Origin of the sequence: Roseateles violae (genome assembly GCF_030410485.1) — a bacterium.
In the GTDB taxonomy this organism is placed as follows: domain Bacteria; phylum Pseudomonadota; class Gammaproteobacteria; order Burkholderiales; family Burkholderiaceae_C; genus Roseateles_D; species Roseateles_D violae.
Window position 1 is genome coordinate 89084 of record NZ_JAUHHC010000004.1, and the last position, 23417, is coordinate 112500.

Consider the following 23417-nt stretch of genomic DNA (forward strand, 5'->3'; position numbering starts at 1 on the left):
TCTTAACCCTCTCCCAGCTTCAGCAGCGATTGCTGCATGCCCTTGATACGGCCCAGCACCTCGACATTGCTCTCGAAGGCGCGCGAGGCGGACAGCATGTCGGTCATCTCGGCGACCGAGTTGACGTTCGGATAGAACACCATGCCCTGCTCGTTGGCGAGCGGGTGATTGGGCTCGTAGACCTGGCGCAGCGGCTCGGGGCTCTCGATCACGTCGAGCACCTGCACCCGCGCGCCGCCGTCGGCGCCCGGGATGGCGGCGAACACCGGCTTCTTGGCCCGGTAGGCCTCGGCCTCGCTGCCGGCGGCCGACTGCGCATTGGCCAGATTGCTGGCGATCGTGTTGAGCCGCGTCGCCTGGGCCGACATGGCCGAGCCGGCGATCTGGCTGATTTGCTTGAAGGACATGGTTGGGGGCTCCCTTATTGACCGGCGATGGCCTTCGCGAGGCCCTTCAGCTTGATGTTCAGGAATTGCAGGCTGGTGGCGAAATCCGAGGCGTTCTGCGAGAACGCCGCCTGCTCGACGCCGAGTTCCACCGTCGAGCCGTCCTGGGCCGGATGGAAGGGCACGCGATACTTGAGCTCGGCGTCGTCGCCGGCCATCAACGACAGGCCCGCTTCACCGTCCTGCTGCGACTGGCGCAGCGCGGCTGCAAAATCGATGTCGCGCGCCTGGTAGCCGGGCGTGCTTTCATTGGCCAGGTTGGACGCCAGAATCTTCGTCCGTTCGGCGCGCAGCTTGAGCGCATCCGGATGGACACCGGTCGCTTTCGTGAAATCAATACTCATGCTTGTCACTCCCGTTCCATCGAAATTGATTGCTTGTGCCTTGTTGCTGTCCCTGCCCGCGGCCCGGGCCGCCGGCCTGGAGGCGCAGGTCGCCGAATTCACCCGCCAGGCCCTGGTCGAGCAGGCGCAGCGCGAGGGCCTGCTCGAGCCGCAGGCCGAGGTGCGCGTGCAGCCGGCCCTGGGCCAGGCGGCGGCCCAGCGGCGTGCCGCGGCCGACTGCGCCCGCCCCTGGGCGCTGCAGGCGCAGGAACTGCGCACGCTGTCGCGGCTGAAGGTCAGCGCGAGCTGCCCGGGCGCGAACACCGCGCCGCTGGACTTCGTGCTGAAGGGCACGCTCAGCGCCGAGGTGCTGGTGGCCGCCACCGCACTGCCGGCCGGCAAGGCGCTGGCCGAGGCCGATCTGCTGCGCGAGCGGCGCGATCTGGCCCTGCTGCCCGACCCGCTGTCCGACGCCGACGCCGTCGTCGGCATGAGCCCGCGCTCCAGCCTGCGCGCCGGCCAGGCGCTGCAGAAGCGCCAGCTGGCCGAGGCCATCCTGGTCAAGCGCGGCGAGCGACTGCGCATCGTCGCCCGCAACGAGACGATCGAGGTGCAGGCGCCCGGCGAGGCGCTGGACAACGGCGCGCTCGGCGCGGTGATCCGCGTGCGCAACAGCAATACCGGCCGTGTGATCAGCGCCCGCGTGACCGGCGCCGGACTGGTCGAACCGAGCGAGCTGGGCAGGACGCCGTGACATCGTCGTTCCCATCTCAGCGCCCCGCCTGGATGCGCGCTGCCACGCGCTGCAGCTTGTCGGCATAGGCCGGGTCGCTGGCATAGCCGCCGCGCTGCAGGCCCTGCGCATAGGCCTGGGCGTCACTGCCGGTCTGCAGCGCGCCGCGGTAGCGCGGGTTGTCCAGCAGCAGCTGGGTGAAGTCGCGGAAGGCCGCGGCCTGATCCGGATAGGCGCGAAAGCCCTCGCGGCGGGTCAGCGGCTGGCCCTGCTCGTATTCGGTCGTCAGCGCCTGCGCGACCTCGCCGCGCCAGCTTGCGCCGGCCTTGATGCCGAACAGATTGTGACTGCTGCTGCCATCGGCCTGGCGGATCGGACGCTGGCCCCAGCCGGACTCGAGCGCCGCCTGGGCCGCCAGCAGATCGGGCGCGACGCCCAGCTTGGCGCCGGCCTCCTCGGCCCAGGGCGCGACCTGCTGCAGAAAAGCCTGCTGCTCGGCATTGACCGATTCGTCTCCACCGGCCAAGGCCTGCTGCACCCGCGCCTGGCTCCACTGGCCCTCGGGGCTCAGCGCCGCGGCGCCCGGCTTGCCGGCGGCGCCGGCGCTGCTGCTGCCGTTCTCGATGAAGCGCATTACCTCGCCGTGCAGCTCGCGGAACAGGCCCGAGGCCGCCGCGCCGTTGGCGCTCGGTGCGGTCGAGCCGGTCGCCGCCGTCGCGTGCAGGCCGAAGCCGACGTAGTCAGAGCTCCGCATAGGTGTCCTGCTCCATGCCCAAGAGCCGCTGCATCAGCGCCTGCTGCTGGACGATCAATTCGCAGTTGCGCGCGTTCAGCGCCTTGCAGTCGCGCACCTGCTGCTCCAGCGCGGACCATGTCTGGCCCAGCACCGCGCTGCTGGCCTGCGGCAGACGCTGCAGCAGCGCCGGCATCGACAGATCCTGGTCGCGGCCCAGCAGGCGCGCGACCAGCTGGCGGCGCGTCAGGCGCTGGCTGTTCAGCGTGTCGACGACGGCGCCGATGCGCTCGGCCAGCTTCATCAGCGGCTCGGCCTGGTGGCGCAGCGCCGCCTGGAACTGCTCCTCGAGCAGGGCCTGCAGCTGGGTGTAGCTGCGCCGGTCGGCATGCATGCCGCCGAGCAGATCGATCAGCAGCTGGGCGCTGCTCACGAGCGGCCTCCGTGGTAGCGCTGGATCAGCGCGGCCAGGCGGCCGGCGTCAAAGCTGATCTCGCCGCGCGCCAGCGCGTCGCGCAGCTCGGCGACCTTGGCGGCATCGATATCGGGCATGCCGGCCAGCGCCTGGCGGGCCGGCGTCAGCAGCGCCGATTCGGCCGCGCTGGCGCTGTCGACGGCGGCCGCGGCCGCGCCGGGGGCGAGCTCGTCGGCCGTCTTCGGGGCCGCCACTTCGGGCAGGCCGTTCAGGGGATTGGCACCGATCTTCATTCGATCACCTCTTGCTTTCGTCTTCATCGCCAGGCCCGCCTCAGTCCGCCTGATTGGCGGGCTTGGCCCGCAGTTCGCGCATCGCGTCGGCGGCCGGCAGGCTGGCCTCCAGCCCTTCGACCAGCGGCCAGCTCTCGCGCGGCGTGCCGAACATCGCGGCCAGCGCGCGCGACTGAGCGCTGGTCAGGATCAGCAGCTCGATGCGACGGTTGACGGCGGCATTCGGATTGACCGCGTCCATCGGCGCGCGCTCGGCCATGCCGGCCACCTGCAGCACGCTGGCGGCCGGCATGCCGCCTTCGAGCAGGTGCATGCGAGCGGCCATCGCGCGGTGGCTGGACAGCGCCGAATTGGAGAAACCGCCGGCGCCGGCGCTGGCGTACTGCAGCGCATCGGTGTGGCCGACGATGACCATCTGGTTCTCGATCTGGGCGAACATCGGGCCCAGCCGGCGCAGCAGGGTCTTGAAGCGCTCGCTGGGCATCGCGCTGCCGCGCTCGAACATGCCGCGCGACTCGGTGTCGTGCAGCATCAGGCGCAGGCCCTGCGGCGTGACGATGCCGGCGACATTGGCGGCCAGGCCGGTCTGCGCAGCGACCCGCTCGATCAGCCGCGACAGCTCCTTCATATCGCCGGGCGTCTCGTAGCGCGACTTGGTCAGGCGCGGGTCGGCGTCCGGCGTGTCGGCATTGGTGCTCTGCTTGGACTTGCCGCGCACCTGTACCTCGCCATAGGCCGGCACCGGATTGCGCTCGATCATGCTGCCGCGCGAGCCCGAGGCCAGCGAGTTGGTCACGCCATTGCCCTCTTCGAGCAGATTGGCGCCGGCCGATTTCATGATCACCTGCATGCGCTCGGAATTGCGCGAGGCAAGCAGCCACAGCACCAGGAACAGCGCCAGCAGGGCCAGGCAAAAGTCGGCGAAGGCGACCTTCCAGGCGCCGCCATGGACCTCGTCCTCGCTGCGGCGCGAGACGCGGCGCACGACGGTCTGGTGCAGGGCGTCGGATTTAGGCGGCACGACGCACCCCCTCGCCCGGCATGCGGTCGGTCGCGCGGCGGCGCGGCGTCGCCTCGGCATCGCCCGGGTTCTGCAGCTTGTTGATCCAGCCCTCCAGCTGGGCGAAGCTGGGCTTGATGTTCAGCTGCACCAGGCGGCGGCCGGCGTCGATCGCCAGCAGCGCCGGCTTGCCCGAGACATGGGTCACCAGCACAACCTTGACCGATTCCAGCGCGGCCAGCTCCTCGTTGACCAGCTGCTTCATCATGTTGGCCAGCGGATCCAGCACCGCGTAGCAGAAGAAGATGCCGATGAAGGTACCGACCATGGCGGCGGCGACGCTGACGGCGATCTCGCCGGTGCCGGCGCCGTCGGCGACCGAGTTCATCGCCATCACGATGCCCAGCACCGCGGCCAGGATGCCGAAGCCCGGCATCGCCTCGGCGATCTTGTGCAGGCTCTTGGCCGGCTGCGCCATCTCGTCGTGAATCGCCTCGAGCTCCTGCTCGAGCACGCCCTCCAGCTCGTGCGCATTGATCTTGCCCATCGCCATCAGGCGGAAGTTGTCGACAATGAAGTGCAGCAGCTTGGGCTCGGTCAGCACCAGCGGATAGCGCTTGAACAGCACGCTCTCGTGCGGCGCCTCGACATGGGCGTCCAGCGCCTTCAGACCGCCGGCGGCCGTCTGCAGCAGCTCGTACATCAACAGCAGCAGCTGGCGCTGGAACTCCTCGCCGTTCTTCTTGCGCGTCACCACCTTCTTCAGCTGCAGCACCATCTCGGACAGCACATGCTTGGGATTGCCCAGCACGATGGCACCCAGGCCGGCGCCGCCGATGATTAGCAGCTCGACCGGCTGCCAGATGACCTTGAAATTGCCGCCATGGATGAAGAAGCCGCCGAAGACGCAGCCCAGGACGATGACGATGCCGATGAACGGTTGCATGGTGCTTGCTCTCTACTCTTTGCTCAGGCGGGCTGCAGGAACTGCTTCATCTTGCGCAGCGCCCCCTTGTTGATCTGCGACACCCGCGCCTCGGTCAGGTCCAGCACGGCGGCGATTTCCTTCAGGTTCAGCTCGTACTCGTAATAGAACTGGATCACCTGCTGCTCGCGCTCGTCCAGCGCCCCCAGCGCCTGCTCGATGCTGCGGCGGACCATCAGCTGGTCCTCCGGCGTGCGCAGATCGCTGGGCAGATTGCTGAGCTCCTGCACCAGCTCGTCGAAGCTGGCCAGCTCCTCGGCGTTCTCGTCCTGCTGGTAGGCCTGGTAGGCCTGGGCCGTGATGCCCAGCGCCTTGATGATCTCGGCCTCGCCGGGCTCGCGGCCCAGGCGGCGGCGCAGCTCGCGCACGCCGTCGCGCAGCTTGTGGCTTTCCTGGCGCACCGAGCGCGGGCGCCAGTCCTGGCGGCGCAGCTCGTCGAGGATGGCGCCGCGCACGCGCAGCGAGGCGAAGGGGCCGAAGCCCTCGTCCGGCGGACCGTAGCGGCGCAGCGCCTCCAGCAGGCCCATCAGGCCGACCTGCTCCATGTCCTCGCGGTCCATGATCGCGCTGACCTGGCTGTTCAGCTGGCGCGCGATGCGCTTGACCAGCGGCGCATAGGCCAGCAGCTGGCGCTGCTCGTCGACGGCATCGAGGCCGGACGCGGCGCCGAAGTCGGCGTAGGCGGCAGCGGTGGACGAGGTGGCCATCAGCATCGGGGTCGTCCGTCGCTCACTCGATGATCAGCTTGCCGATCAGCGCCTCGGCGAACGGCGCCTCACGGTGCTCGGCCGCATAGGCGTCGGTATAGGCGCGGTTCAGCTCGTCGGCCAGCTGGTCGACCGTCATCGCGGTGGCCGCGTCGACGCTGTAGCTGGACATCGCCTTGACGGCGACCGTGCGCAGCAGCGGCAGATGGTCCTTGGTGCGGCGCTCGTTCTCGGGCAGCGCCTTGAACACCAGGTCGACGGCCATGTAATGCGTGACCGACTCGCCCTGGCGGCCGCGCAGCATCACCAGCACCTTGTCCAAGCTGACATAGCGGTAGTCGGGGCTGGGCTTGGGCGGCTCGGCCTCGGTGGCTTCCTTGGGCTTCAGCCCCCACCAGACGGCGGCGGCGGTGCTACCGGCGGTCAGCAGGCTGGCCAGCAGCACCAGCAGGGCAATCTTGGTCTTGTTCATCGTCATTTCTCGTCCTTCGGGGCTCAGGCCAGCGCGAACGGCGCGCCGGCGTCGTCGGCCTCGGCCTGCAGCGCACGGCCCGGTTCCTGGCTCTCGCGATCGGGCGCCTGGCGCTGGCCGCCCTGGCGCGCATCGGCCTCGCGGCCGCTCGACGCCTGGGCGCCGGCCGGAGCGGCCGCGACCTGCACGCTCACCTCGCCGCTATGGCGTTGCGCCAGGTCCCAGCGCATCTGTTCGCTGACGCTGTGCAGCTGACGCAGCACCTCGCCATGGCTGGCGCTCAGGCTGATCTGCAGATTGCCGGCCTCGTGGCGCAGCGCGATATCGACCCGACCCATCTGCGGCGGGTCGAGGCGGATATGGGCCTGCTCGCTGCGCGCGGCGATCTGCAGCTGGATGCGGTCGCCGAGCGCCTGCAGCAGCGGCGACTGCCATTGCCGGCTCTCGCCATTGGGTAGGCGCAGGGTCGGCGCCGGCGGCAGTTCGGCCGCGGCGGCCGTCGCATCGATCGGCGCGGCGGCAGCGGGCGCTGCGGCGCCGTCGAGCGCAAACACCTGGCCCAGTACGCCGCTCTGCGAGGATTGCCGGCCCTCGTCCCGAGGCTGGCGCGGATTCGCCGTCGCCACGCTCGCCAGGGCCGCTGCGCCCGCGCCCGCCGCCAGCGGCGCGCCTGACTGGACCTCGGCGACGCTCGCCGTAGCCGCCGCAAAGCTCGGGGCGGCCGACCGGGCGGCCTCGCCACGACCCGGCTGGCGAGCCAGGACCGGATTCGATGCAATCGACGGCTGGGCCAGCGTGGCCGCCGCCACCGGCTGGGCGAGCTCGACCGGCGTCTGCGGCAGAGTCGGGGTCAGGGGCTGCGCCGCGGGCTGGGTCGGCAACTGCGAGGAGAGCTGAGTGGGCAACTGGACCGGCTGCTGCGCCGGCATCGGCAGCAGGCCGAGCAGGCCCATCACATCGAGCGCCATGGCCGCTTCATCGCGCGGCGCCTCGGGCTCGGCAACGCCCGGCAGCTCCTGCAGCGCCGTCGTCTGTTGCAGCGCGCTGGCGAAGCTCGGGGCCTCGGCCGCGGCCAGCAGGCCCGCCTCGGGCGTCGCCGGTGCGCCAATCAGCTGGGCCAGCAAGGCGGCGCCCTGCGGCGGCCGGGCCTCGGCGCCTGCGGCCGCGAGCGACGCGTCCAGCGGCGGCGCAAGCGGCAAGGCCGGCTGCAGGGTGCTGCTCGCCGGCAGTTCCGCCGGCAGGGTGTTGATCAGGGGGCGCATCAGCGGCTGTCCTCCCAGTTATTACTTTGGGAATAGGCCTGCCAGCGACCCTGGCGGCTGTTGATCTGTTCGAGGGTCTGTTCCAGCCCCTTCAGCTCGGCGCGGCATTGCGCGCTGGCGTCGCCATGGGCCTGGCGCAGCTGCGCCAGCGCGCGCAGCTCGCCGGCGCTGAAGCTCTGGCCCTCCCACTGGCGCGCCTGCGCGGCCAGTTCGGCGTCGATGCGGCCCAGCGCCTGCCAGTCGCGGCGGCTGCTGGCATGCTGCAGGCGTTGGGCAAGACCGAGCATCTGGGCCTGCTTATCCATGACGGGCCTGCACACCCTGCCAGCCGGAGCGCAGGGTCTGGATCAGGGTCTGCACCTCGTCGACGATGGCGCAGTCCATCTCGACGCCGGCGCGGTAGAGCCGCTCGGCGCAGTGATCGTAGAGGCGGGCCAGGTTGGCGACGACCTCGCCGCCCGCCTCGATGTCCAGCGCGCTGGACAGGCCCATGATGATGCTGACGCATTTGTCGAGGCTCGCCGCCTTCAGCTCAAAGCGGCCTGCCTCGATATGGCTGCGCGCGCGCGCCAGCTCGTCGAGCAGGCCGTCCATCAGCACCAGCACCAGCTGCACGGGCGAGGCCTGGGCGATCTGGGCGTTCAGATTGACGGACTGATAGCTTTGATAGGCGTCGTAACTCATGGGTCAGGGATTCAGGACGTTGAGGCCGTCGGGACGGCCAGGCTGGCCAGCAGACCGCTGGTGTCGCCGAGTCGCGACTGCAGTTCCTGCAGCGCGCTGAACTGGCGCAGATAGCGGTTGTAGGCCTGGGTGTACTGAGTATCGAGCCGGGTCTGGCGCACGCCGATCGCCTTCTGCATCGACTGGACCGAGTCCTGCCGCTGCTTGATGAAGCCGGTGCCGCCATTGGTCCACTGGTCGACGGTCTTGCCGAGGTCGCCGAACAGGCCGCTCGGTGCCGTCAGCGAGGCGCTGCCGAAGACGGTGTCCAGCGCGGCGGGGTTCTTGGCCAGCGCGCTCGACAGCTTGGCCGAATCGAGCGACAGCGAGCCGCTGCGGTCGATCGTGATGCCCAGGCCGCGCAGATTGAGGCCGCCGAAATCCTGGCGCAGCAGGTTGGACAGGCGGCTGCGCAGCGCGCGCACGCCGGAGTCGCTGGCCAGCGCACCGGCGGCGATGCCGCCGCTGGCATTGGCGGTCAGGTCGTCGAGCGCCTTCTCCAGCGTGTTGTAGGCATCGATGAAGCTCTTCACGTTGCCGGTCGTGCCGCTCTCGTCCTTGCTGACGGTGAAGTTGGTCGGCGCGGCGCCGGGGGCGCTGACCTTCGTCAGCGCGATGCTGACGCCGTCGATCGCCGTCAGCGTGTTGTTGGCCTGCTCGATGCGCATGCCGCTGCCCTGGGCGCCCATCCAGACGACGGCGTTCTCGGCCGCGACCAGCTCGGTCTGCTGGCTGGCATCGAGTGCCGTGCGCAGCGCGCCATTGGGCACGCCACCGGCGGCCGGATCGCCGAGGTCGACGCTGATCTTGCCGCCCTTGCCGCTGACGCCGGAGCTCAGCAGCAGCTGGGTCTTGCCGCCGCCGCTGATGACCTGGGCCGTCACATTGCCGCCATTGCCACCGGCCTGGTTGATCGCGCGCGCCAGCTCGACCTGGGACAGCGTACCGTCGCCGTCGCCGTCGGCATTCGACAGGTCGACGACGAAGTTCGCGCCATTGTCCAGGCGCAAGGTCATATTGACCGGGCCGCTGGGCCAGGCCGGCACAGCGGGCAGGTCGTTGAAGGCAACCTGGTGCGAGCTGGCCAGCTTCTCCACATAGATCTGGTAAGTGCCGGGCAGCGCGCTGGCGACGACGCTGGCCGTGCCGAAGCTCGCGTCGGCGAAGGCGCCGGCGAGCTCGTTCAGCGACTTCTTGCCCGACAGGCCGGCCACGGCGGTGTTGAAGGCACGCAGCGAGCTGCTCAGCTTGGCCAGGCCGCTGGCCGTCGCCTGGCTGCTCTTGCTCTGCGAGTCGAGCAGGCTCTGGGTCTGCTGGGTATAGACGGTGGCCAGCTGCTGGGCCATCGAGGCGGGATTGATTTCAGCCATGGCGGGACGCTCCTCTCGGGTAGATTGCGGGACTACCTGAGTACGAGGCGACGGCGCGGGCGCCGAGCTTAAAAAGGCGGCGCTTCATGCCCGTTGCCCCCTGAGCCACATCTGGGCGCCGAGATCGTCCTGCTGCTTCTGCTGCTGGCGCTGCTCGGCGCTGGACAGCCGGACCTGGCTCTGCGCCAGCACCTGACCCAGCACCTGCTGCTGCAGCGCCACCTGCTTCACCGCCGCGCGGCATTCGCCCATTTCGGCCTGCTTCTGCAGCAGCTCGCGGCGCTGGCCCTCAGCCATCTGCCGCACCGCCTGCTTGTAGGCGACGCAGTTCTGGGCCAGGCCCAGCGACAGCGGCTCGCCACCACCGGCGCTGGCACCCTGGTGCAGCTGGTCCAGACGTTCGATCGTCTTCTCGACCCGGGCGCACAGCGCCTGCTGGCGAGCCAGCTCGGCCTGGCGCCGCTCCAGCTCGCGCGTGCGCAGTTCGATCAGGGTGCCCAGATTCTTCTGCAGCTGCTTGGCGGGATTCTTCATGCGAGCAGCTCCTCGAGTTGGCGCAGCACCGCATCCATCGGCGCCGCCTCATGGGTGCCCTGGTGCAGAAAGGCCTCGATGCGCGGGAACAGCGCCACCGCGCGATCGGTCAGCGGGTCGGCGCCGGGCACATAGGCGCCCAGCGGCAGCAGATCGCGCACCTGCTCGAAGCGCGCCGTCAGCTGCTTCAACTGGCGCGCCGCCGCCAGATGCGGCTTCGTCGCGACCAGCGCCATGCAGCGGCTGATCGACTGGGCGATGTCGATCGCCGGGTAATGGCCGCGCTCGGCCAGCGCGCGCGACAGCACGATATGGCCGTCGAGGATGGCCCGCGCGGTGTCGACGACCGGATCCTGCTGGTCGTCGCCCTCGGCCAGCACCGTGTAGATGGCGCTCATGCTGCCCAAGGGATGCTCGCCGTTGCCGGCGCTCTCGACCAGCTCGGGCAGCACCGAGAACACCGAGGGCGGGTAGCCGCGCGTCGCCGGCGGCTCGCCCAGCGCCAGCGCGACCTCGCGCTTGGCCATTGCGTAGCGGGTCAGCGAATCGACCAAGAGCAGCACATGCTGACCCTGGTCGCGGTAATGGGCGGCGATCGTGTGGCACAGCTCGGTCGCCATCAGCCGCATCAGCGGCGACTCGTCGGCCGGCGCGACGACGACGACGGCGCGCGCCAGGCCCGCCTCGCCCAGGCTCAGGTCGATGAACTCGCGCACCTCGCGGCCGCGCTCGCCGATCAGGCCGACGACGACGACATCGGCGACCGTCTGCCGCGTGATCAGGCCCAGCAGGACGCTTTTTCCCACGCCGGAGCCGGCCATCAGGCCGACGCGCTGACCGCGGCCCAGGGTCAGCATGCTGTTGATCGCCCGCACGCCGACATCGAGCGGCTCGTGCACCGGCTGCTTGCGAAGCGGGTTGATCTTGGGCGGCTGGGTCGGCAGCGGATGATCGCCGCCGAGCTTGCCCAGGCCGTCGATCGGCTCGCCGAGGCCGTTGACGATGCGGCCGAGCCAGCTCGTGCCGATCATCTGCGTCGCCCGCTCGGGCGCCGGCAGCACGCGCGCGCCGGTCAAGAGCCCTTCCGGCTTCTTGAACGGCATCAGGTAGGAGATCTCGTTGCGGAAACCGACCACCTGGGCGGCCATCCAGTCGCGGCCCTCGGCTTCGATCATGCAGCGCTGGCCGGTGCGCAGCGCGCAGCCGACGCTTTCCAGCAGCAGGCCGGAGGCGCCGACGAGACGGCCGGTCGGCGTCGCGACCGGCACATCGTCGAGCTCCAGGCGGCGCAGCGCGGCGGTGATCACTCGGCGGCCTCCGTCGTCTCGAGCGGTTCGAGCAATTGCGTCTCGACCTGCTCCATGCAGGCGGCCAGGCGCTGGCGGCAGCCGGCATCGGCCTCGCGGCCGCCGGCCTGCACGCGACACTCGCCGCTGTCCAGCCGCGCATCGGCCAGCAGGGTCCAGGCGCGGGCGCGCTCGGGCGCCAGTTCCTGGATGCGCTGCAGGTCCTCGGGATTCAGATGCACCTCGATGCCATCGCGCGCCGGCGGCATGCTGGCCAGCGTCTCGTCGACCAGGGCCAGCAGCTGGGTCGGCTGCAGGGTCAGCTCGCAGCGGATCACCTGGCGCGACACGCGGGCGACCAGCTCGACCATTTCCTTGCGCAGCGCCGCCTCGTAATCGACGCGCACCCGGCCGAGCTCGGCGAACAGCGCGTCCAGCGGGGCGGCCAAGCGCTCGAAGCGCTCCAGCACCTCGCGCCGGCCCTGCTCCAGGCCGCGCGCGTGGCCGGCCTGCTGGGCGGCCTCGCTGCCGGTCTGCAGACCGCTGGCATGGCCTTCCTCATAGCCCTTGGCGACGCCCTGCTGGAAGCCGTCCGCGACGGCCTGCTGCACGGCGGCGGCCGAGTTCGGCGGCAGCGCCTGGCCGCCGCCCTGGTGCACTTGCGCCAGCGGCGGGAAGCGATGCGGACGCAGGGCCTTCATCATCATCATTCGACCGTCGCCTCGGCGAACAGCTGGACCTGGATCTCGCCGGCATCGACCAGCGCCTTGACGCGGGCCATCACCTCGACGCGCGCCTGCTCGACGCGGCTCATCGGCACCGGGCCGCTGCGGCGGATCAGCTCCTCGAAGCTCTGCGCCTGGCGGCGCGGCATCGCGGTCAGGATCGCATCGCGCACCGGCGCCTCGGCGCCCTTCAGCGCGATCGCCCACAGCTCCAGCGGCACCTCCTCGAGGATGCGGGTCAGCGCGGCCTCGGGCTGGCGCGACAGCAGGAAGAAGTCATACATGCTGACCTCGATCTCGCTGACGACATCGGCATCGTGCGCGCGCAGCAGCTCGACCATCTGCTGGCGGTCGCGCGGCAGGCGGTTGATGATCTCGGCGGCCTGGCGCACGCCTTCGACGCTGGCGCTCTGGCGGCCGAGGCCGGCCAGGCAGCGTTCGACCAGCTCTTCGAGCTCGCCCAGCAGCTCGGCATCGACCTCGCTCAGCCGCGCCACGTTCAGCAGCACCAGATCGCGGCCCTCGGCCGGCAGCGCGGCGATCACGTCGCCGGCCAGGGCCGGCGGCAGGAAGGCCAGGAACACCGCCTGCATGCGCACATGCTCGTGCACGATGTGCTCGGCCAGCCAGCGCGGCGAGGCCCATTGCAGCCGCGCCATCTTGGGCCGGATCGCGTCGCCATAGATGCTTTTCAGCACGCTGTTGGCGATGTCGCCGCCGAGCGCCAGGCCCAGCGAGCGCTGCAGATAGCTGCGCGAGGCGCCATGCACGCCGCTTTGCTGGCGGTAGTCGTCGAAGAATTCCTGCAGCGCCGTCTTGACCGAGTCGACCTTGATGCCGCTCATGCGCGACATGACCTGCGTCACGTCGAGCAGTTCCTCGCGCGTCAGGCAGCGCAGCACGGCCGCGGCCGGCTCCTCGCCGATGCTCAAGAGCACGATGGCGGCCTGTTCGACCGGGCTCAGTTCGCCGTATTCCTGCGGATTAGCCATTTTTCTTCTGCACCCATTGCTTGACGACCTCGGCGACGCGCTCCGGCTCCTTGGCCGCCAGCACGCGCAGGTGATCGACCATCACATCGACCGGCGAACCCGGCGGCGGCAGGTCGAAGTTCTCCAGCAGCGGCACGACCGGCATCGCACGCTGCTCGTTCAGCAGTGCCGGCGGCAGCGCCGCACTAGCCGCGAGCGGCTCGTCGGTGTCGGCGGCCGGCAGCGCGATCGGCTCGAGCGAGGCCGCCTGCGACGCCTGCTGCGGGGCCGGCGTCAGCGCCTTGTTGGCCAGGCGCAGCAGCGGCCGCGCCAGCAGCAGATAGCCGAACAGCAGCGCCAGGCCGTAGCCGACATAGCCACCCAGATCGATCAGGGTGTCGCGCTGCTCGTACCAGGGCTGCGGCGCCGGACGCGCCGGGAAGCTCATCGGCGAGACGGTCAGCTTGTCACCACGCTCGGCATTGATGCCCAGGCCGCTGGCCAGCACGCGCTCGAGCCGGCCCAGCTCGTCGGCCGACCATTGTTTGTTGCCCGAGGGCGCCGCCGCGTTGTTCAGCACGACGGCGACGTTCAGCCGTGCCAGCCGGCCGCGGCTGCGCTTGATCTGGGTGATGTTGCGGTCGTAGGCGTACTGGCGCGTGCTGGCGTTCTTGCGCGCGCTGGCGCCGCTGTCGCCCTCGGCGCCGGAGGCGGCATTGGCGGCCGCATTGACCGGCCGGTTGCTCAGCGAGCCCGGCACGCCCAGCGCGAGCTGCTGGCGGTCCAGCTCCTCGCGCGAGGCCTCGTTGGTGATCTTCGGCGCATCGCCGAACTGCTCGCGCGTCTCCTGCACGCGGTCGTTGTCGACCTCGGCGGTGACGCTGAGCTTGTAGTTGTCCTCGCCCAGCACAGGGGCCAGGATGTCGCGCACATTGCGGCGCACCTCGTCCTGGAAGCGCTTGGCGGCGTCGTTGCCCTGCATCGCGATGCCCTCGGCGCCCTCGCTGAGGTCGACGCGGGCCGACAGCAGATTGCCGGCCTGGTCGACCAGGCTGACGCGCTGCGGATCGAGGCTGGCGACGCTGCCGGCGACCAGATTGATCGCCGCAGCGATCTGCTCGTTGGCCAGCGTGCGGCCCGGCTTCAGGGTCAGCACGACCGAGGCCGAGCTCTTCTGACCGTCACCGACGACGAAGGACGAGGACTTGGCGATCGACAGATGCACGCGCGCGCTCTCGACGGCGTCCAGCGCCATCATGCTCTGCGCCAGCTCGCCCTCGAGGCCGCGGCGGAAGCGCACGTCCTGCACGAACTGGCTGACGCCCAGCGGATCGTTGCGGTCCATCAGCTCGAGGCCGCCCGGCAGCTTGGCGACGACGCCCTTGGCCGCCAGCAGCATGCGCACCCGGCCCAGCTGGCCCTCGGGCACCAGCACCTGGCCCGACTCCGGGTGCAGGCGGTAGGGGATGTGCTCGGCATCGAGCACCGTCATCATGTCGGCGGCGACGACCTTCTCGCGCTGGCCGAACACCGGCTTGTAGTTCGCCTGATCGCGCCACATCAGCATCAGCGCCAGCGCCGTGCCGACAACGGCCAGCGCCAGCAGCGGCGCCAGGCTCTTCAGCAGGCCGGGCGGCAGGCTGGGGCGCAGCTTCAGCGATGGGCCCAGGCGGGCAAGCAGGGGTTTCAGCATGGAAATCGGGGAATGAGGCGGAATTCGGAGGCGGTGGCTGGCTTAGAACAGGCCTCAGAGCTGCAGCTTGATCAGCTCGTCCATCGCGCCCATGACCTTGTTGCGGACCTGCATCAGCATCGAGAACGAGAGGCTGGCGTCCTGGCTGGCCAGCATCGCGCCGACCAGATCGTCACTGGCGCCGGTCTCGACGGCGGCCATCTTCTCGCTGGCGTCCTGGTCCTTGGCGTCGACCCGACGCAGCATGTCTTCCATGCTCTGGGCAAAGCCGCCGGCCGGTGCCTGCAGCGTGGCCGGTGCGACCGCGCCGCCCAGATGGGCGGCATCGCCGGCAATGCGTCCCAGCGACTGCTGGATCGAGGCCTCGAATGCGGCCCCGCTGGTATTCAAGGGAATGCTCACGGTAATCCTGTCCTGCTCGCCAAACTACGGGGGCGAGCCGCCCATCTACTCCGGGCAGGAGCGATGATAATTCGCTATCGAAAACCCGAATACTCAATCTGGACGTGATCCAGAGTGGTTATCGGCCGATCGCCGGAACTCTTTAGTTGACGACCAGGAAACCAGTCCGGGTGACGTGATTTCAATATCGAATTTGCGCGCTTTTAAATCGCCGGAAATGAGGCGCCAAATTTGCCCATATCGTTCGATACGGCGGCGGCGTTTAAGTTCTCGGCGGCGGCGGTCGCCTAGGCTCGACGAAGCGCAGGGCGCGACGAAAGCACCGGCAGGTGCTGCGACAGACTTCGGAGGAGGTGGTTGCGCTGACTCATCTTCTGGCTCGCCTTCTTCGTTGGGTTGGCGTGAGAGAAGCAGTCCAAGCATCGGCCAGGGGGCCACAACGGAGCACGGTAGCACTCCGGCAGACGAGCGTCCGCAGGCGGCACGCGTCACGTGCTGCAACAGACTTCAGGTCTGGCAACCCCGCTATCGTGGCCGGCAATCCATCTTGAATCGATCGATCGCCCGGCGGTAGACCGGAGGCTTTGCGACCCCGGCTTTCGCTCGGGTGTGCCCTGATGTAGCCAACTGTATCGACAGCCCAGGGGCGCCGCAACGCCGGCCGCAAAGATTTGTAAGCGCCGATGAACCCTTCGTGATCTTGTGCACGAACGATAGGGCGACGGCCATCGCTTTGATGTGTCGCAAATCCATCAATGGGGCGCCGCGGGCTGTCCGGGCCGCGAAGATTTCACCGCCCGACAGCGGCCGGGCGGTGGCGGGATTCTCTGTTTCTCAGCCATCCCAGACCGTTCAATGGCGACCGGTGCGGTGAATATCTGAAACGAGCCGCCCGATTTTCCGTGAGTTATTTCCGCGCCCGCCCATTTGAATCGCCGGCACCCCTTATTAACCATCCGGGTCATCCCTAAAATCAGCGCGCCCGCCCTTTTCAGGGCTTACGAGCCAATGATGACTCCCAAGCCAAACCCTTATGAGCCGCTGGATCCGCGCAGCCTCGGGCGCCCGGTCCATCTGCTGCGGGACTTCGCGGCCCAGCTGGGCGAATTGCTCAACGACCTGTTCCGCCAGCAGCTGAACCGCCGCTACCGCGCCGCCTACGAGCTCGATCCGCCGGTGATCGAGCCGTTCGGCAGCGCCATGCCCGCCGGCGCCTGGCTGTCGGCGCAGACGGCGCAGGGCCGCGTTTCCTGCCTGCTCGAACGCGGCCTGGTGCTCAGCGTGATGGGCTACCGCTACGGTACGCAGGAGCATGCCGGCGACGCGGCGCCCGAGACGACGACCGAGGAGCGACTGCACGGCCTGCTGGGCCGCCAGCTGCTGCAGGGCCTGGCCGCGCGCCTGGCGCCGGCGGCCGACGAGGAAGCCCCTGCCCTGCTGCCGGTCAGCGTGCAGGCGCCCGCCGCCGATGCCTGCCTGATCCGCGTGCAGGTGCGCGAAGGCCGCAGCGGCCTGCGCAGCCAGTTCTGCATCGCGCTCGATCCGGACTGGATGGCCGCGCTGCTGCGCGAGCGGGCAGTGCCGCGCAACAAGCCCAGCGCCGCGCTGCCGGACGGCCGCACGCTGGCCGCGCAGCTGAAGCTGAAGCTGGTGGCGCGCCTGCTGCAGACCGAGCTGCCGCTGGGCGAGCTGCTCGAGCTGCGCCCGGGCTCGGTGATCCCGGTGCGGCTGCAGGCGACCGAGGTGCTGGTGGACGGCTCGCGCCTGTTCACCGCCTCGGTGGCCGAGCACCAGGGCAAGCTGTGCCTGACCTCTTTCGAAGATGCCGAGTGAACGCCCGTTGAGCGGCGAAGCAACGACCAGGAAACCCAAGCGATGACGATGATGAACGATGCCAATGCGCTGGAGGCCCTGCTGGCCGATCTGCCGGCCCAGGATGTCCAGGAAGTGGCCCCGCCGCCGGCCGCGCCGACGCGCGATCTGCCCAAGCTGATGCGCAAGATCCCGGTCACCCTGACCTTGGAGGTCGGCGAGGCGCGCGTCTCGCTGCAGGACCTGCTGGCGATCGGCGCCGACAGCGTGATCGAGCTGAACACGCTGGCCGGCGAGCCGCTGACGCTGAAGGCCAATGGCACGACGATAGGCCGTGCCGAGGTCGTCGTGTCGGGCGAGAACTATGGACTGAAGGTGATCGAGATCGCCGGCCTGGACCTGGACAGCCTGGCGCCATGAAACGGCTGTGGGGCCCGGTCCTGGGCCTGTTCCTGCTGCTGCAGCAGCAGCCGCTGTTCGCGGCGACGCTGAAGATCACCGGTGCCACCGAGGGTGGCGCCGCCAATGAATTCACCGTCAAGACCCAGGTCCTGATCATCATGACCCTGCTCGGGCTGCTGCCCGTGCTGGTGCTGATGATGACCAGCTTCACCCGCTTCGTCATCGTGCTGTCGCTGCTGCGCCAGGCGCTGGGCCTGCAGCAGGGCCTGCCGAACCGGCTGATCACCGGCGTCGCGCTGATCCTGACGATTCTGGTGATGCGGCCGGTCGGCACGCAGATCTATACCGAGGCGATGCAGCCCTACGACCAGGACAAGATCGGCCTGGAGACGGCGCTGAAGATCGCCGAGGCGCCGCTGTCGCGCTTCATGCTGGCGCAGACGCACAAGAGCGCGCTGGCCCAGGTTTCCAGCCTGGCCGGCGAGGCGCCGGTGGCCAAGCCCGAGGAGCATGGCTTCACCGTCAAGCTGGCCGCCTTCGTGCTGTCGGAGCTGAAGACGGCGTTCCAGATCGGCTGCATGCTCTTCATCCCCTTCCTGGTCATCGACCTGGTCGTGTCCTCGGTCTTGATGGCGATGGGCATGATGATGCTCTCGCCGCTGGTGATCTCGCTGCCGCTGAAGCTCCTGCTGTTCGTGCTGGTCGACGGCTGGACCCTAACCGTCAATACGCTGGTGACCAGCGTGAGGCCCTTCTGATGCTGGCCCTGGCGCTGACGCCGGAGGTCGCCGTCGATCTGGTCGGCGAGAGCCTGCACGTGGTGATGCTGCTGGTCACGCTGCTGGTCGTGCCGGGCCTGATCGTCGGCCTCTTGGTCAGCCTGTTCCAGGCCGCCACGCAGATCAACGAGCAGACCTTGAGCTTCCTGCCCAAGCTCTTGGTGACCCTGCTGGTCGTCGGCCTGGCCGGGCGCTGGATCGTCGGCTATCTGATGGATTTCTGCGTCTCGATCTTCGAGCGGGCGGCAACCCTGGTCGTCTGATGGACCAGCTCGCCTTCAGCCAGATCGTCGTGGGCCTGAGCGCGCTGTGGTGGCCGTTCTGCCGCGTGCTGGCCTTCCTCAGCGCCGCGCCGCTGCTGGGCGACCATATGCTGCCGGTCACCGTGCGGGTGCTGCTGGCGCTGGTGCTGGCCGTCGCGCTCTTGCCGGCGTCCAGCCACACGGCGCAGACGATCAACCCGATGTCGCTGCAGGCCATCGTCGCCACCGCCGAGCAGGCGCTGCTGGGCTTCGCGCTGGGCCTGGCCTTCCATCTGGTCGTGGCGGTGATCACGGTGCTCGGTTTCCTGCTGTCCTCGCAGCTAGGCCTGGCGATGGCGGTGATGAACGATCCGATGAACGGCTCCTCCTCGGACGTGATCTCGGGCCTGCTGAACGTGCTCTGCATGCTGGTGTTCTTCGCCGTCGACGGGCACCTGCTCCTGACCGGCGTCGTCGGCGCCAGCTTCAAGGCCTGGCCGGTCGGCGCCGGCCTGGCGCAGCTGTCGATGCAGACGCTGGTCTACAACATCGCCTGGGTGTTCTCGGCCGCCCTGCTGCTGGCGCTGCCGGTGATCTTCTCGACCCTGGTCGTGCAGATCGGCATGGGCTATCTGAACCGGGTCGCGCCCAGCCTCAATCTGTTCTCGCTGGGCTTCGCCCTGGTCACGCTGTTCGGCCTCTTCATGCTGACGCAGCTGCTGGCCTCGGTGCCCGAGCATTACCTGCAGCTGACGAACCGGGTGCTGGAGATGATCGAAAGGGATCTCCATGGCTGAGCAGGGCAGCGGCGACAAGACCGAGAAGCCTTCACAGCAGAAGCTGAAGAAGGCCAAGGAGCAGGGCCAGGTCGTGCGCTCGCGCGATCTGGCCACCGCCGTCGGCGTGCTGCTGAGCCTGAAGCTACTGCTGGTGCTGATGCCCGGCTATCTGGACGACTTCGCCGCCCTCTTCCAGCTCGCCTATGCGCCGCTGGACAGCGAGGGCGCGCTCGACAATCTCGGTTCGACCCTGCTGATGGACGCGCTGCTGCTGGTCGTGAAGATGGTCGCGCCGCTGGCCATCGTGCCGGCCGCCGTCGTCCTCAGCTCGCTGCTGCCGGGCGGCTGGGTCTTCAGCAGCGCCAACTGGGCACCCAAGTTCGGCCGCCTGAGCCCGGTGGCCAATCTGGGCCGGCTGTTCGCGGCCAAGCATTTCAGCGAGCTGGCGCAGTCGATCCTGAAGGTCGGCTGCCTGCTGCTGGCGCTGGCCCATGTCGCGCAAAGCATGTCGGTCGGCTATGTGGCGCTGCAGGGGATGAGCCTGGACCGCGCGCTGCTGGCCGGCGCCGACATGATGGTGTCGGCCGTGATGAGCCTGGCCGCCGTATTCCTGCTGTTCGCGCTGATCGATGTGCCGCTGCAGAGCTTCTTCTTCCTGCAGGGCCAGCGCATGAGCAAGCAGGAGGTCAAGGAAGAGCACAAGAGCCAGGAAGGCAGCCCCGAGGTGCGCCAGCGCATCCGGCAGCTGCAGCGCGCGCTGTCGCGGCGCGGCGTGCGCCAGGCCGTGCCCGGCGCCGACGTCGTGATCGTCAACCCCGAGCACTACGCCGTCGCGCTGAAGTACGACGAGAAGCGCGCCGAGGCGCCCTTCGTGCTGGCCAAGGGCGTCGACGAAATGGCTCTCTATATCCGCGAGGTCGCGAAGGAACACCAGGTGCAGGTGCTGACCCTGCCGCCCCTGGCCCGCGCGATCTACAACAGCAGCCAGGTGCGGCAGCAGATTCCCGCCTCGCTCTACAAGGCCGTGGCCCAGGTGCTCGGCTATGTGATGCAGCTGCAGGCCTTCCGCCGCGGCGCCCGAACCAGCGAGCCACCGCTGCCGACCGATCTGCCGGTGCCCGCCCATCTGACCTGACGACCGTATGAATTACCTGCAACGCCTTGCCGCCGAGATGCGCCGCCACCGCATCGCCAGCCCGCTGTTCCTGATGGCCATCCTGGCCATGGTGATCCTGCCGCTGCCGCCGGTGCTGCTGGACGTGCTGTTCACCTTCAATATCGTGCTGGCCCTGGTCGTGATCCTGGTCAGCGTGAACAGCAAGCGGCCGCTGGACTTCTCGGTCTTCCCGAGCATCATCCTGGCGACGACGCTCTTGCGGCTGACCTTGAACGTCGCCTCGACCCGGGTCGTGCTCTTGCACGGCCATGAGGGCACCCATGCGGCCGGCCAGGTGATCGAATCGTTCGGCAATGTCGTCATCGGCGGCAACTTCGTCGTCGGCCTGGTCGTCTTCATCATCCTGATGGTGGTGAACTTCATCGTCGTGACCAAGGGCGCCGAACGGATCTCCGAGGTCTCGGCCCGCTTCACCCTGGACGCCCTGCCCGGCAAGCAGATGGCGATCGACGCCGACCTGAACGCCGGCCTGATCAACCAGGAGAAGGCGCAGCAGCGCCGCAAGGATGTCGGCGCCGAGGCCGACTTCTACGGCGCGATGGACGGCGCCAGCAAGTTCGTGCGCGGCGATGCGATCGCCTCCATCCTGATCCTCTTGATCAATATGGTCGGCGGCGTCGCGATCGGCGCCTTCATGCACGACCTGTCCTTCGCCGACGCCTTCCGCCAGTACGCGCTGCTGACGATCGGCGACGGTCTGGTCGCGCAGATCCCGGCGCTGCTGCTGTCGGCGGCCGCCGCCATCATCGTCACCCGCATCAGCGATGCCGGCGATGTCGAGGACCAGATCGGCGAGCAGCTGCTGGCCTCGCCGACGGTGCTCTATGGCGCCGCCGCCGTGATGGTGGCGCTGGCCGTGATCCCCGGCATGCCGACGCTGACCTTCCTCGGCTTCGCCGCCGTGCTCGGCTTCGTCGGCTGGCGCATGGGCTCGCGCCTGGACAAGCCGGCCGTGCCGCCACCGAGCTTCGAGGCCGCGCTGCTGACCGAGGCGACGCCGGAGCTCGACTGGCGCGCGCTGCCGGTCGTCGAGCCGCTGGCCGTCGCGGTCGGCTACAAGCTGGTCGCGCTGGTCGACCCGGCCCAGGGCGCACCGCTGTTGAAGCGCGTCAAGGGCATGCGCCAGTCGCTTAGCGAAACGATGGGCCTCTTGCTGCCGGCGATTGCCGTGCGCGACGATCTGTCGCTGAAGCCGACGCAGTACTCGATCCTGCTCAGCGGCAGCGTCGTCGCCCAGGCCGAGGTCTATGCCGACCGGCTGATGGCGATCGCCTCGGCCCAGGTCTATGGCGAGCTGGACGGCATCCCCGGCCTCGATCCGGCCTATGGCCTGCCGGTGATCTGGATCGAGACGGCCAACAAGGCCCATGCGCTGGGCCTCGGCTATCAGGTCGTCGACGTGCCCAGCACCATCGCCACCCATCTGTCCAAGGTGATCCGCGACCAGCTGCCCGAGCTCTTGCGCTTCGAGGACATCTCGGCCCTGCTGGAGCGCCTGGCCGCGCTGTCGCCCAAGCTCTCGGCCGCGCTGGAGAAGGCCTACAACCCCAGCCAGCTGCTGAAGATCCTGCGCCTGCTGCTGGCCGAGGGCGTCGCGATCAAGGACATCGTTCCGATCGCCAGCACCCTGCTGGACAACGTCGAATCGACCAAGGACCCGATCCTGCTGGCGGCCGAGTTGCGCTGCACGCTGCGGCGCCAGATCGTCTCCGGCCTGTGCGGCCCGACCGGCGGCATGAACGTGTTCAACCTCGGCAACGAGCTGGAGAACCTGCTGCTCGGTTCGCTGAACCAGGCGCGTCAGGGCAGCGCCAAGATCGCGCTGGACAGCTTCCCGGTCGATCCGCAGCTGCTGAGCCAGCTGCAGCAGCATATGCCGGCGGCCCGCGACGCGATGAAGAGCAAGGGTGGCGGCGCGCCGCTGCTGCTGGTGACGCCGCAGATCCGCCCGCTGCTGGCCCGCTATGCCCGCCTGTTCGCGCCGGGCCTGCATGTGCTGTCCTACAACGAGGTGCCCGAGCAGCGCGAGATCAATGTGATCGGCTCGCTGGGCTGAGGCCCGGTCAAGGCCGCGGCAACAGGCCCTATGCCGCCTGCAGGACGCCGGCGATCTCGGCCGCCGCGCGAAACAGCGCATTGCTGCTGCCATGCGAGATGCCACGGCTGTGCTGCTCCTGCGGCAGCGGCGGCAGCAGCGGCGGCGTCGCGCTGAGCTGGCAATGCCGCAGCGGCAGCGGCACGGCGGCCAGCGCGGCGGCGACGCGCGGCAGCAGGGCGCGCATCTGCTGCAAGGTCTCGGCCTTCTCGGCCGAGAAGTGGATCAGCAGGCCCTGCTGCCATTGCAGCAGCACATGCAGCCAGTCGCCATTCAGGCTCAGCACCAGGCCCAGGCGCAGGCCCTCGCCCGGCTCGTCGGCCGCGAAGGCCTGCTGTTCGGGCGCCGCCTCGTCGGGCGGCGGCTCCTCGTCCTGATGCGGCGTCGTCACCGGCCAGATCGGCGCCTGCGGGCTCAGCAGGCGCAGCAGCAGGGCCTGGCCGTTCCAGCCCAGCAGCTGGATCGGCGCCGGCGCCGCCTCAGCGGCCGCCAGTGCCGCGGCGCCGCCGGCCGGCAGCTCCGCCGCCTGGGCCGAGCGCGCCGGCGGGCCGCCGCGCTGCAGCTCGGCCAGCACCTGCTCGCGCCATTGCCCGGCCAACGTGGCCAGGCTGGCCGGCGCGGCCTTGGGCGGGGCGGCCGCGCGCAAGCGCAGCTGCAACCAGGCCTGATCGGGGCGCAGCGCGGCGATATCGTCCTGCGCCGCCGCCGCGGCCTGCCCAGGCGCCGAGGCTTGCGACGGCATTGGCGTGGCGGCGCTCTTCAGTGCCGCGCCAGCGCGCTCGAGCAGCTGCAGTTCCAGCTTCGGCTGGGTCGCCAGCACGCGCAGCAGCAGTTCCTCGCCGGCGCCGGCCGTGCCCGCCGGCAGCGGCAGCCGCAGCCCGCGGCCGTCGCTGGCCAGCAGCTCGCCCTGTGCACCGGCCTCGACCAGCATGCGCAGCAGCTCGCCGACCTGCGCCGGCGCCGGGCCGACATCGGGCTGCCAGGCCAGGATGGGCCGGACGGCGGAAATGGCGCCGAGCGCGTTGAGCGGGTTGGACATGGTGATGAACAAGGCGACC

Annotated in this window: 28 protein-coding genes and 1 riboswitch; of the genes, 8 read left to right on the forward strand and 20 right to left on the reverse strand. The window is 69.5% G+C overall.

The features are described 5' to 3' along the window. Nucleotides 1-2 precede the first annotated feature (2 nt). Both flgC and flgB read right to left on the reverse strand, forming a co-directional pair. Complete coding sequence (gene flgC / locus QWJ38_RS14775; RefSeq protein WP_290359879.1) at nt 3-407, reverse strand: flagellar basal body rod protein FlgC; 405 nt, start codon at nt 405-407, stop codon at nt 3-5. Between the two features lie 14 nt (nt 408-421). Then, nucleotides 422-790 carry a flagellar basal body rod protein FlgB gene (flgB, locus tag QWJ38_RS14780; protein WP_290359880.1) on the reverse strand — a complete coding sequence of 123 codons (369 nt, stop codon included), beginning with the start codon at nt 788-790 and terminating at the stop codon, nt 422-424. Nucleotides 791-830: 40 nt separating this feature from the next. Between flgB and flgA the strand changes: the two genes are divergently transcribed. Beyond that, on the forward strand, nt 831-1523 hold the full coding sequence (gene flgA / locus QWJ38_RS14785) for a flagellar basal body P-ring formation chaperone FlgA (RefSeq protein WP_290359881.1): 693 nt from the start codon (nt 831-833) through the stop codon (nt 1521-1523). A gap of 16 nt (nt 1524-1539) precedes the next feature. On the opposite strand, the gene flgJ is transcribed toward flgA, so the two are convergent. From flgJ to fliE, 17 genes are all read right to left on the reverse strand, one after another. Beyond that, complete coding sequence (gene flgJ / locus QWJ38_RS14790) at nt 1540-2256, reverse strand: flagellar assembly peptidoglycan hydrolase FlgJ (RefSeq protein ID WP_290359882.1); 717 nt, start codon at nt 2254-2256, stop codon at nt 1540-1542. Continuing rightward, nucleotides 2243-2668, reverse strand: coding sequence for a flagellar protein FlgN (locus tag QWJ38_RS14795; protein WP_290359883.1), 426 nt, complete (start codon nt 2666-2668; stop codon nt 2243-2245). Before QWJ38_RS14795 ends, flgJ begins: the two co-directional genes overlap by 14 nt. Continuing rightward, nucleotides 2665-2943, reverse strand: a complete 279-nt coding sequence (gene flgM, locus QWJ38_RS14800) for a flagellar biosynthesis anti-sigma factor FlgM (RefSeq protein ID WP_290359884.1) — start codon at nt 2941-2943, stop codon at nt 2665-2667. The genes QWJ38_RS14795 and flgM overlap by 4 nt, the downstream gene beginning before the upstream one ends. A gap of 40 nt (nt 2944-2983) precedes the next feature. Beyond that, complete coding sequence (locus QWJ38_RS14805; protein WP_290359885.1) at nt 2984-3964, reverse strand: flagellar motor protein MotB; 981 nt, start codon at nt 3962-3964, stop codon at nt 2984-2986. Beyond that, nucleotides 3954-4889: a flagellar motor stator protein MotA gene (motA, locus tag QWJ38_RS14810; RefSeq protein ID WP_290359886.1), complete on the reverse strand. Its 936-nt coding sequence runs from the start codon at nt 4887-4889 to the stop codon at nt 3954-3956. The genes QWJ38_RS14805 and motA overlap by 11 nt, the downstream gene beginning before the upstream one ends. A gap of 23 nt (nt 4890-4912) precedes the next feature. After that, nucleotides 4913-5635, reverse strand: a complete 723-nt coding sequence (locus QWJ38_RS14815; RefSeq protein ID WP_290360402.1) for a FliA/WhiG family RNA polymerase sigma factor — start codon at nt 5633-5635, stop codon at nt 4913-4915. Nucleotides 5636-5657: 22 nt separating this feature from the next. Beyond that, a complete protein-coding gene (locus QWJ38_RS14820) occupies nt 5658-6107 on the reverse strand; it encodes a flagellar basal body-associated FliL family protein (protein ID WP_290359887.1) in 450 nt (149 codons plus the stop codon). Between the two features lie 23 nt (nt 6108-6130). Beyond that, nucleotides 6131-7369, reverse strand: a complete 1239-nt coding sequence (locus tag QWJ38_RS14825; RefSeq protein WP_290359888.1) for a flagellar hook-length control protein FliK — start codon at nt 7367-7369, stop codon at nt 6131-6133. Beyond that, nucleotides 7369-7674 (reverse strand): hypothetical protein, encoded by a 306-nt coding sequence (locus QWJ38_RS14830; protein WP_290359889.1) that lies wholly within the window; start codon nt 7672-7674, stop codon nt 7369-7371. The genes QWJ38_RS14825 and QWJ38_RS14830 overlap by 1 nt, the downstream gene beginning before the upstream one ends. Next, the gene (gene fliS / locus QWJ38_RS14835) at nt 7667-8053 is read right to left on the reverse strand and encodes a flagellar export chaperone FliS (RefSeq protein ID WP_290359890.1); all 387 of its coding nucleotides are present in this window, start codon (nt 8051-8053) and stop codon (nt 7667-7669) included. Before fliS ends, QWJ38_RS14830 begins: the two co-directional genes overlap by 8 nt. Nucleotides 8054-8064: 11 nt before the next feature. Beyond that, nucleotides 8065-9462, reverse strand: a complete 1398-nt coding sequence (gene fliD / locus QWJ38_RS14840) for a flagellar filament capping protein FliD (RefSeq protein ID WP_290359891.1) — start codon at nt 9460-9462, stop codon at nt 8065-8067. An 84-nt stretch (nt 9463-9546) separates the two neighbouring features. Beyond that, a complete protein-coding gene (locus QWJ38_RS14845; RefSeq protein ID WP_290359892.1) occupies nt 9547-9996 on the reverse strand; it encodes a flagellar FliJ family protein in 450 nt (149 codons plus the stop codon). Then, nucleotides 9993-11303, reverse strand: a complete 1311-nt coding sequence (fliI, locus tag QWJ38_RS14850; RefSeq protein WP_290359893.1) for a flagellar protein export ATPase FliI — start codon at nt 11301-11303, stop codon at nt 9993-9995. Before fliI ends, QWJ38_RS14845 begins: the two co-directional genes overlap by 4 nt. After that, a complete protein-coding gene (gene fliH, locus QWJ38_RS14855; RefSeq protein ID WP_341850502.1) occupies nt 11300-11992 on the reverse strand; it encodes a flagellar assembly protein FliH in 693 nt (230 codons plus the stop codon). Before fliH ends, fliI begins: the two co-directional genes overlap by 4 nt. After that, nucleotides 11989-12999 carry a FliG C-terminal domain-containing protein gene (locus QWJ38_RS14860; protein ID WP_290359894.1) on the reverse strand — a complete coding sequence of 337 codons (1011 nt, stop codon included), beginning with the start codon at nt 12997-12999 and terminating at the stop codon, nt 11989-11991. Before QWJ38_RS14860 ends, fliH begins: the two co-directional genes overlap by 4 nt. Continuing rightward, nucleotides 12992-14671 (reverse strand): flagellar basal-body MS-ring/collar protein FliF, encoded by a 1680-nt coding sequence (gene fliF, locus QWJ38_RS14865; protein WP_290359895.1) that lies wholly within the window; start codon nt 14669-14671, stop codon nt 12992-12994. The genes QWJ38_RS14860 and fliF overlap by 8 nt, the downstream gene beginning before the upstream one ends. 54 nt (nt 14672-14725) lie before the next feature. Continuing rightward, on the reverse strand, nt 14726-15028 hold the full coding sequence (gene fliE, locus QWJ38_RS14870) for a flagellar hook-basal body complex protein FliE (RefSeq protein ID WP_491572022.1): 303 nt from the start codon (nt 15026-15028) through the stop codon (nt 14726-14728). 557 nt (nt 15029-15585) lie between these two features. Continuing rightward, nucleotides 15586-15697: riboswitch (cyclic di-GMP riboswitch) on the reverse strand. Between the two features lie 387 nt (nt 15698-16084). Between fliE and QWJ38_RS14875 the strand changes: the two genes are divergently transcribed. From QWJ38_RS14875 to QWJ38_RS14905, 7 genes are read left to right on the forward strand one after another with little or no spacing between them, the layout of a single operon-like run. Next, complete coding sequence (locus tag QWJ38_RS14875; protein ID WP_290359896.1) at nt 16085-16906, forward strand: FliM/FliN family flagellar motor switch protein; 822 nt, start codon at nt 16085-16087, stop codon at nt 16904-16906. Nucleotides 16907-16948: 42 nt separating this feature from the next. After that, the gene (locus QWJ38_RS14880) at nt 16949-17305 is read left to right on the forward strand and encodes a FliM/FliN family flagellar motor switch protein (RefSeq protein ID WP_290359897.1); all 357 of its coding nucleotides are present in this window, start codon (nt 16949-16951) and stop codon (nt 17303-17305) included. After that, nucleotides 17302-18045 (forward strand): flagellar type III secretion system pore protein FliP, encoded by a 744-nt coding sequence (gene fliP, locus QWJ38_RS14885; RefSeq protein WP_290359898.1) that lies wholly within the window; start codon nt 17302-17304, stop codon nt 18043-18045. Before QWJ38_RS14880 ends, fliP begins: the two co-directional genes overlap by 4 nt. Then, a complete protein-coding gene (fliQ, locus tag QWJ38_RS14890; protein ID WP_290359899.1) occupies nt 18045-18329 on the forward strand; it encodes a flagellar biosynthesis protein FliQ in 285 nt (94 codons plus the stop codon). Before fliP ends, fliQ begins: the two co-directional genes overlap by 1 nt. Continuing rightward, complete coding sequence (gene fliR, locus QWJ38_RS14895) at nt 18329-19105, forward strand: flagellar biosynthetic protein FliR (protein ID WP_290359900.1); 777 nt, start codon at nt 18329-18331, stop codon at nt 19103-19105. Before fliQ ends, fliR begins: the two co-directional genes overlap by 1 nt. Beyond that, the gene (locus QWJ38_RS14900) at nt 19098-20222 is read left to right on the forward strand and encodes an EscU/YscU/HrcU family type III secretion system export apparatus switch protein (RefSeq protein WP_290359901.1); all 1125 of its coding nucleotides are present in this window, start codon (nt 19098-19100) and stop codon (nt 20220-20222) included. Before fliR ends, QWJ38_RS14900 begins: the two co-directional genes overlap by 8 nt. A gap of 7 nt (nt 20223-20229) precedes the next feature. Then, a complete protein-coding gene (locus tag QWJ38_RS14905; RefSeq protein WP_290359902.1) occupies nt 20230-22320 on the forward strand; it encodes a flagellar biosynthesis protein FlhA in 2091 nt (696 codons plus the stop codon). Between the two features lie 28 nt (nt 22321-22348). On the opposite strand, the gene QWJ38_RS14910 is transcribed toward QWJ38_RS14905, so the two are convergent. After that, entirely contained in the window at nt 22349-23398 is a 1050-nt protein-coding gene (locus tag QWJ38_RS14910) for a hypothetical protein (RefSeq protein ID WP_290359903.1), read from the reverse strand. Between the last annotated feature and the right edge of the window lie 19 nt (nt 23399-23417).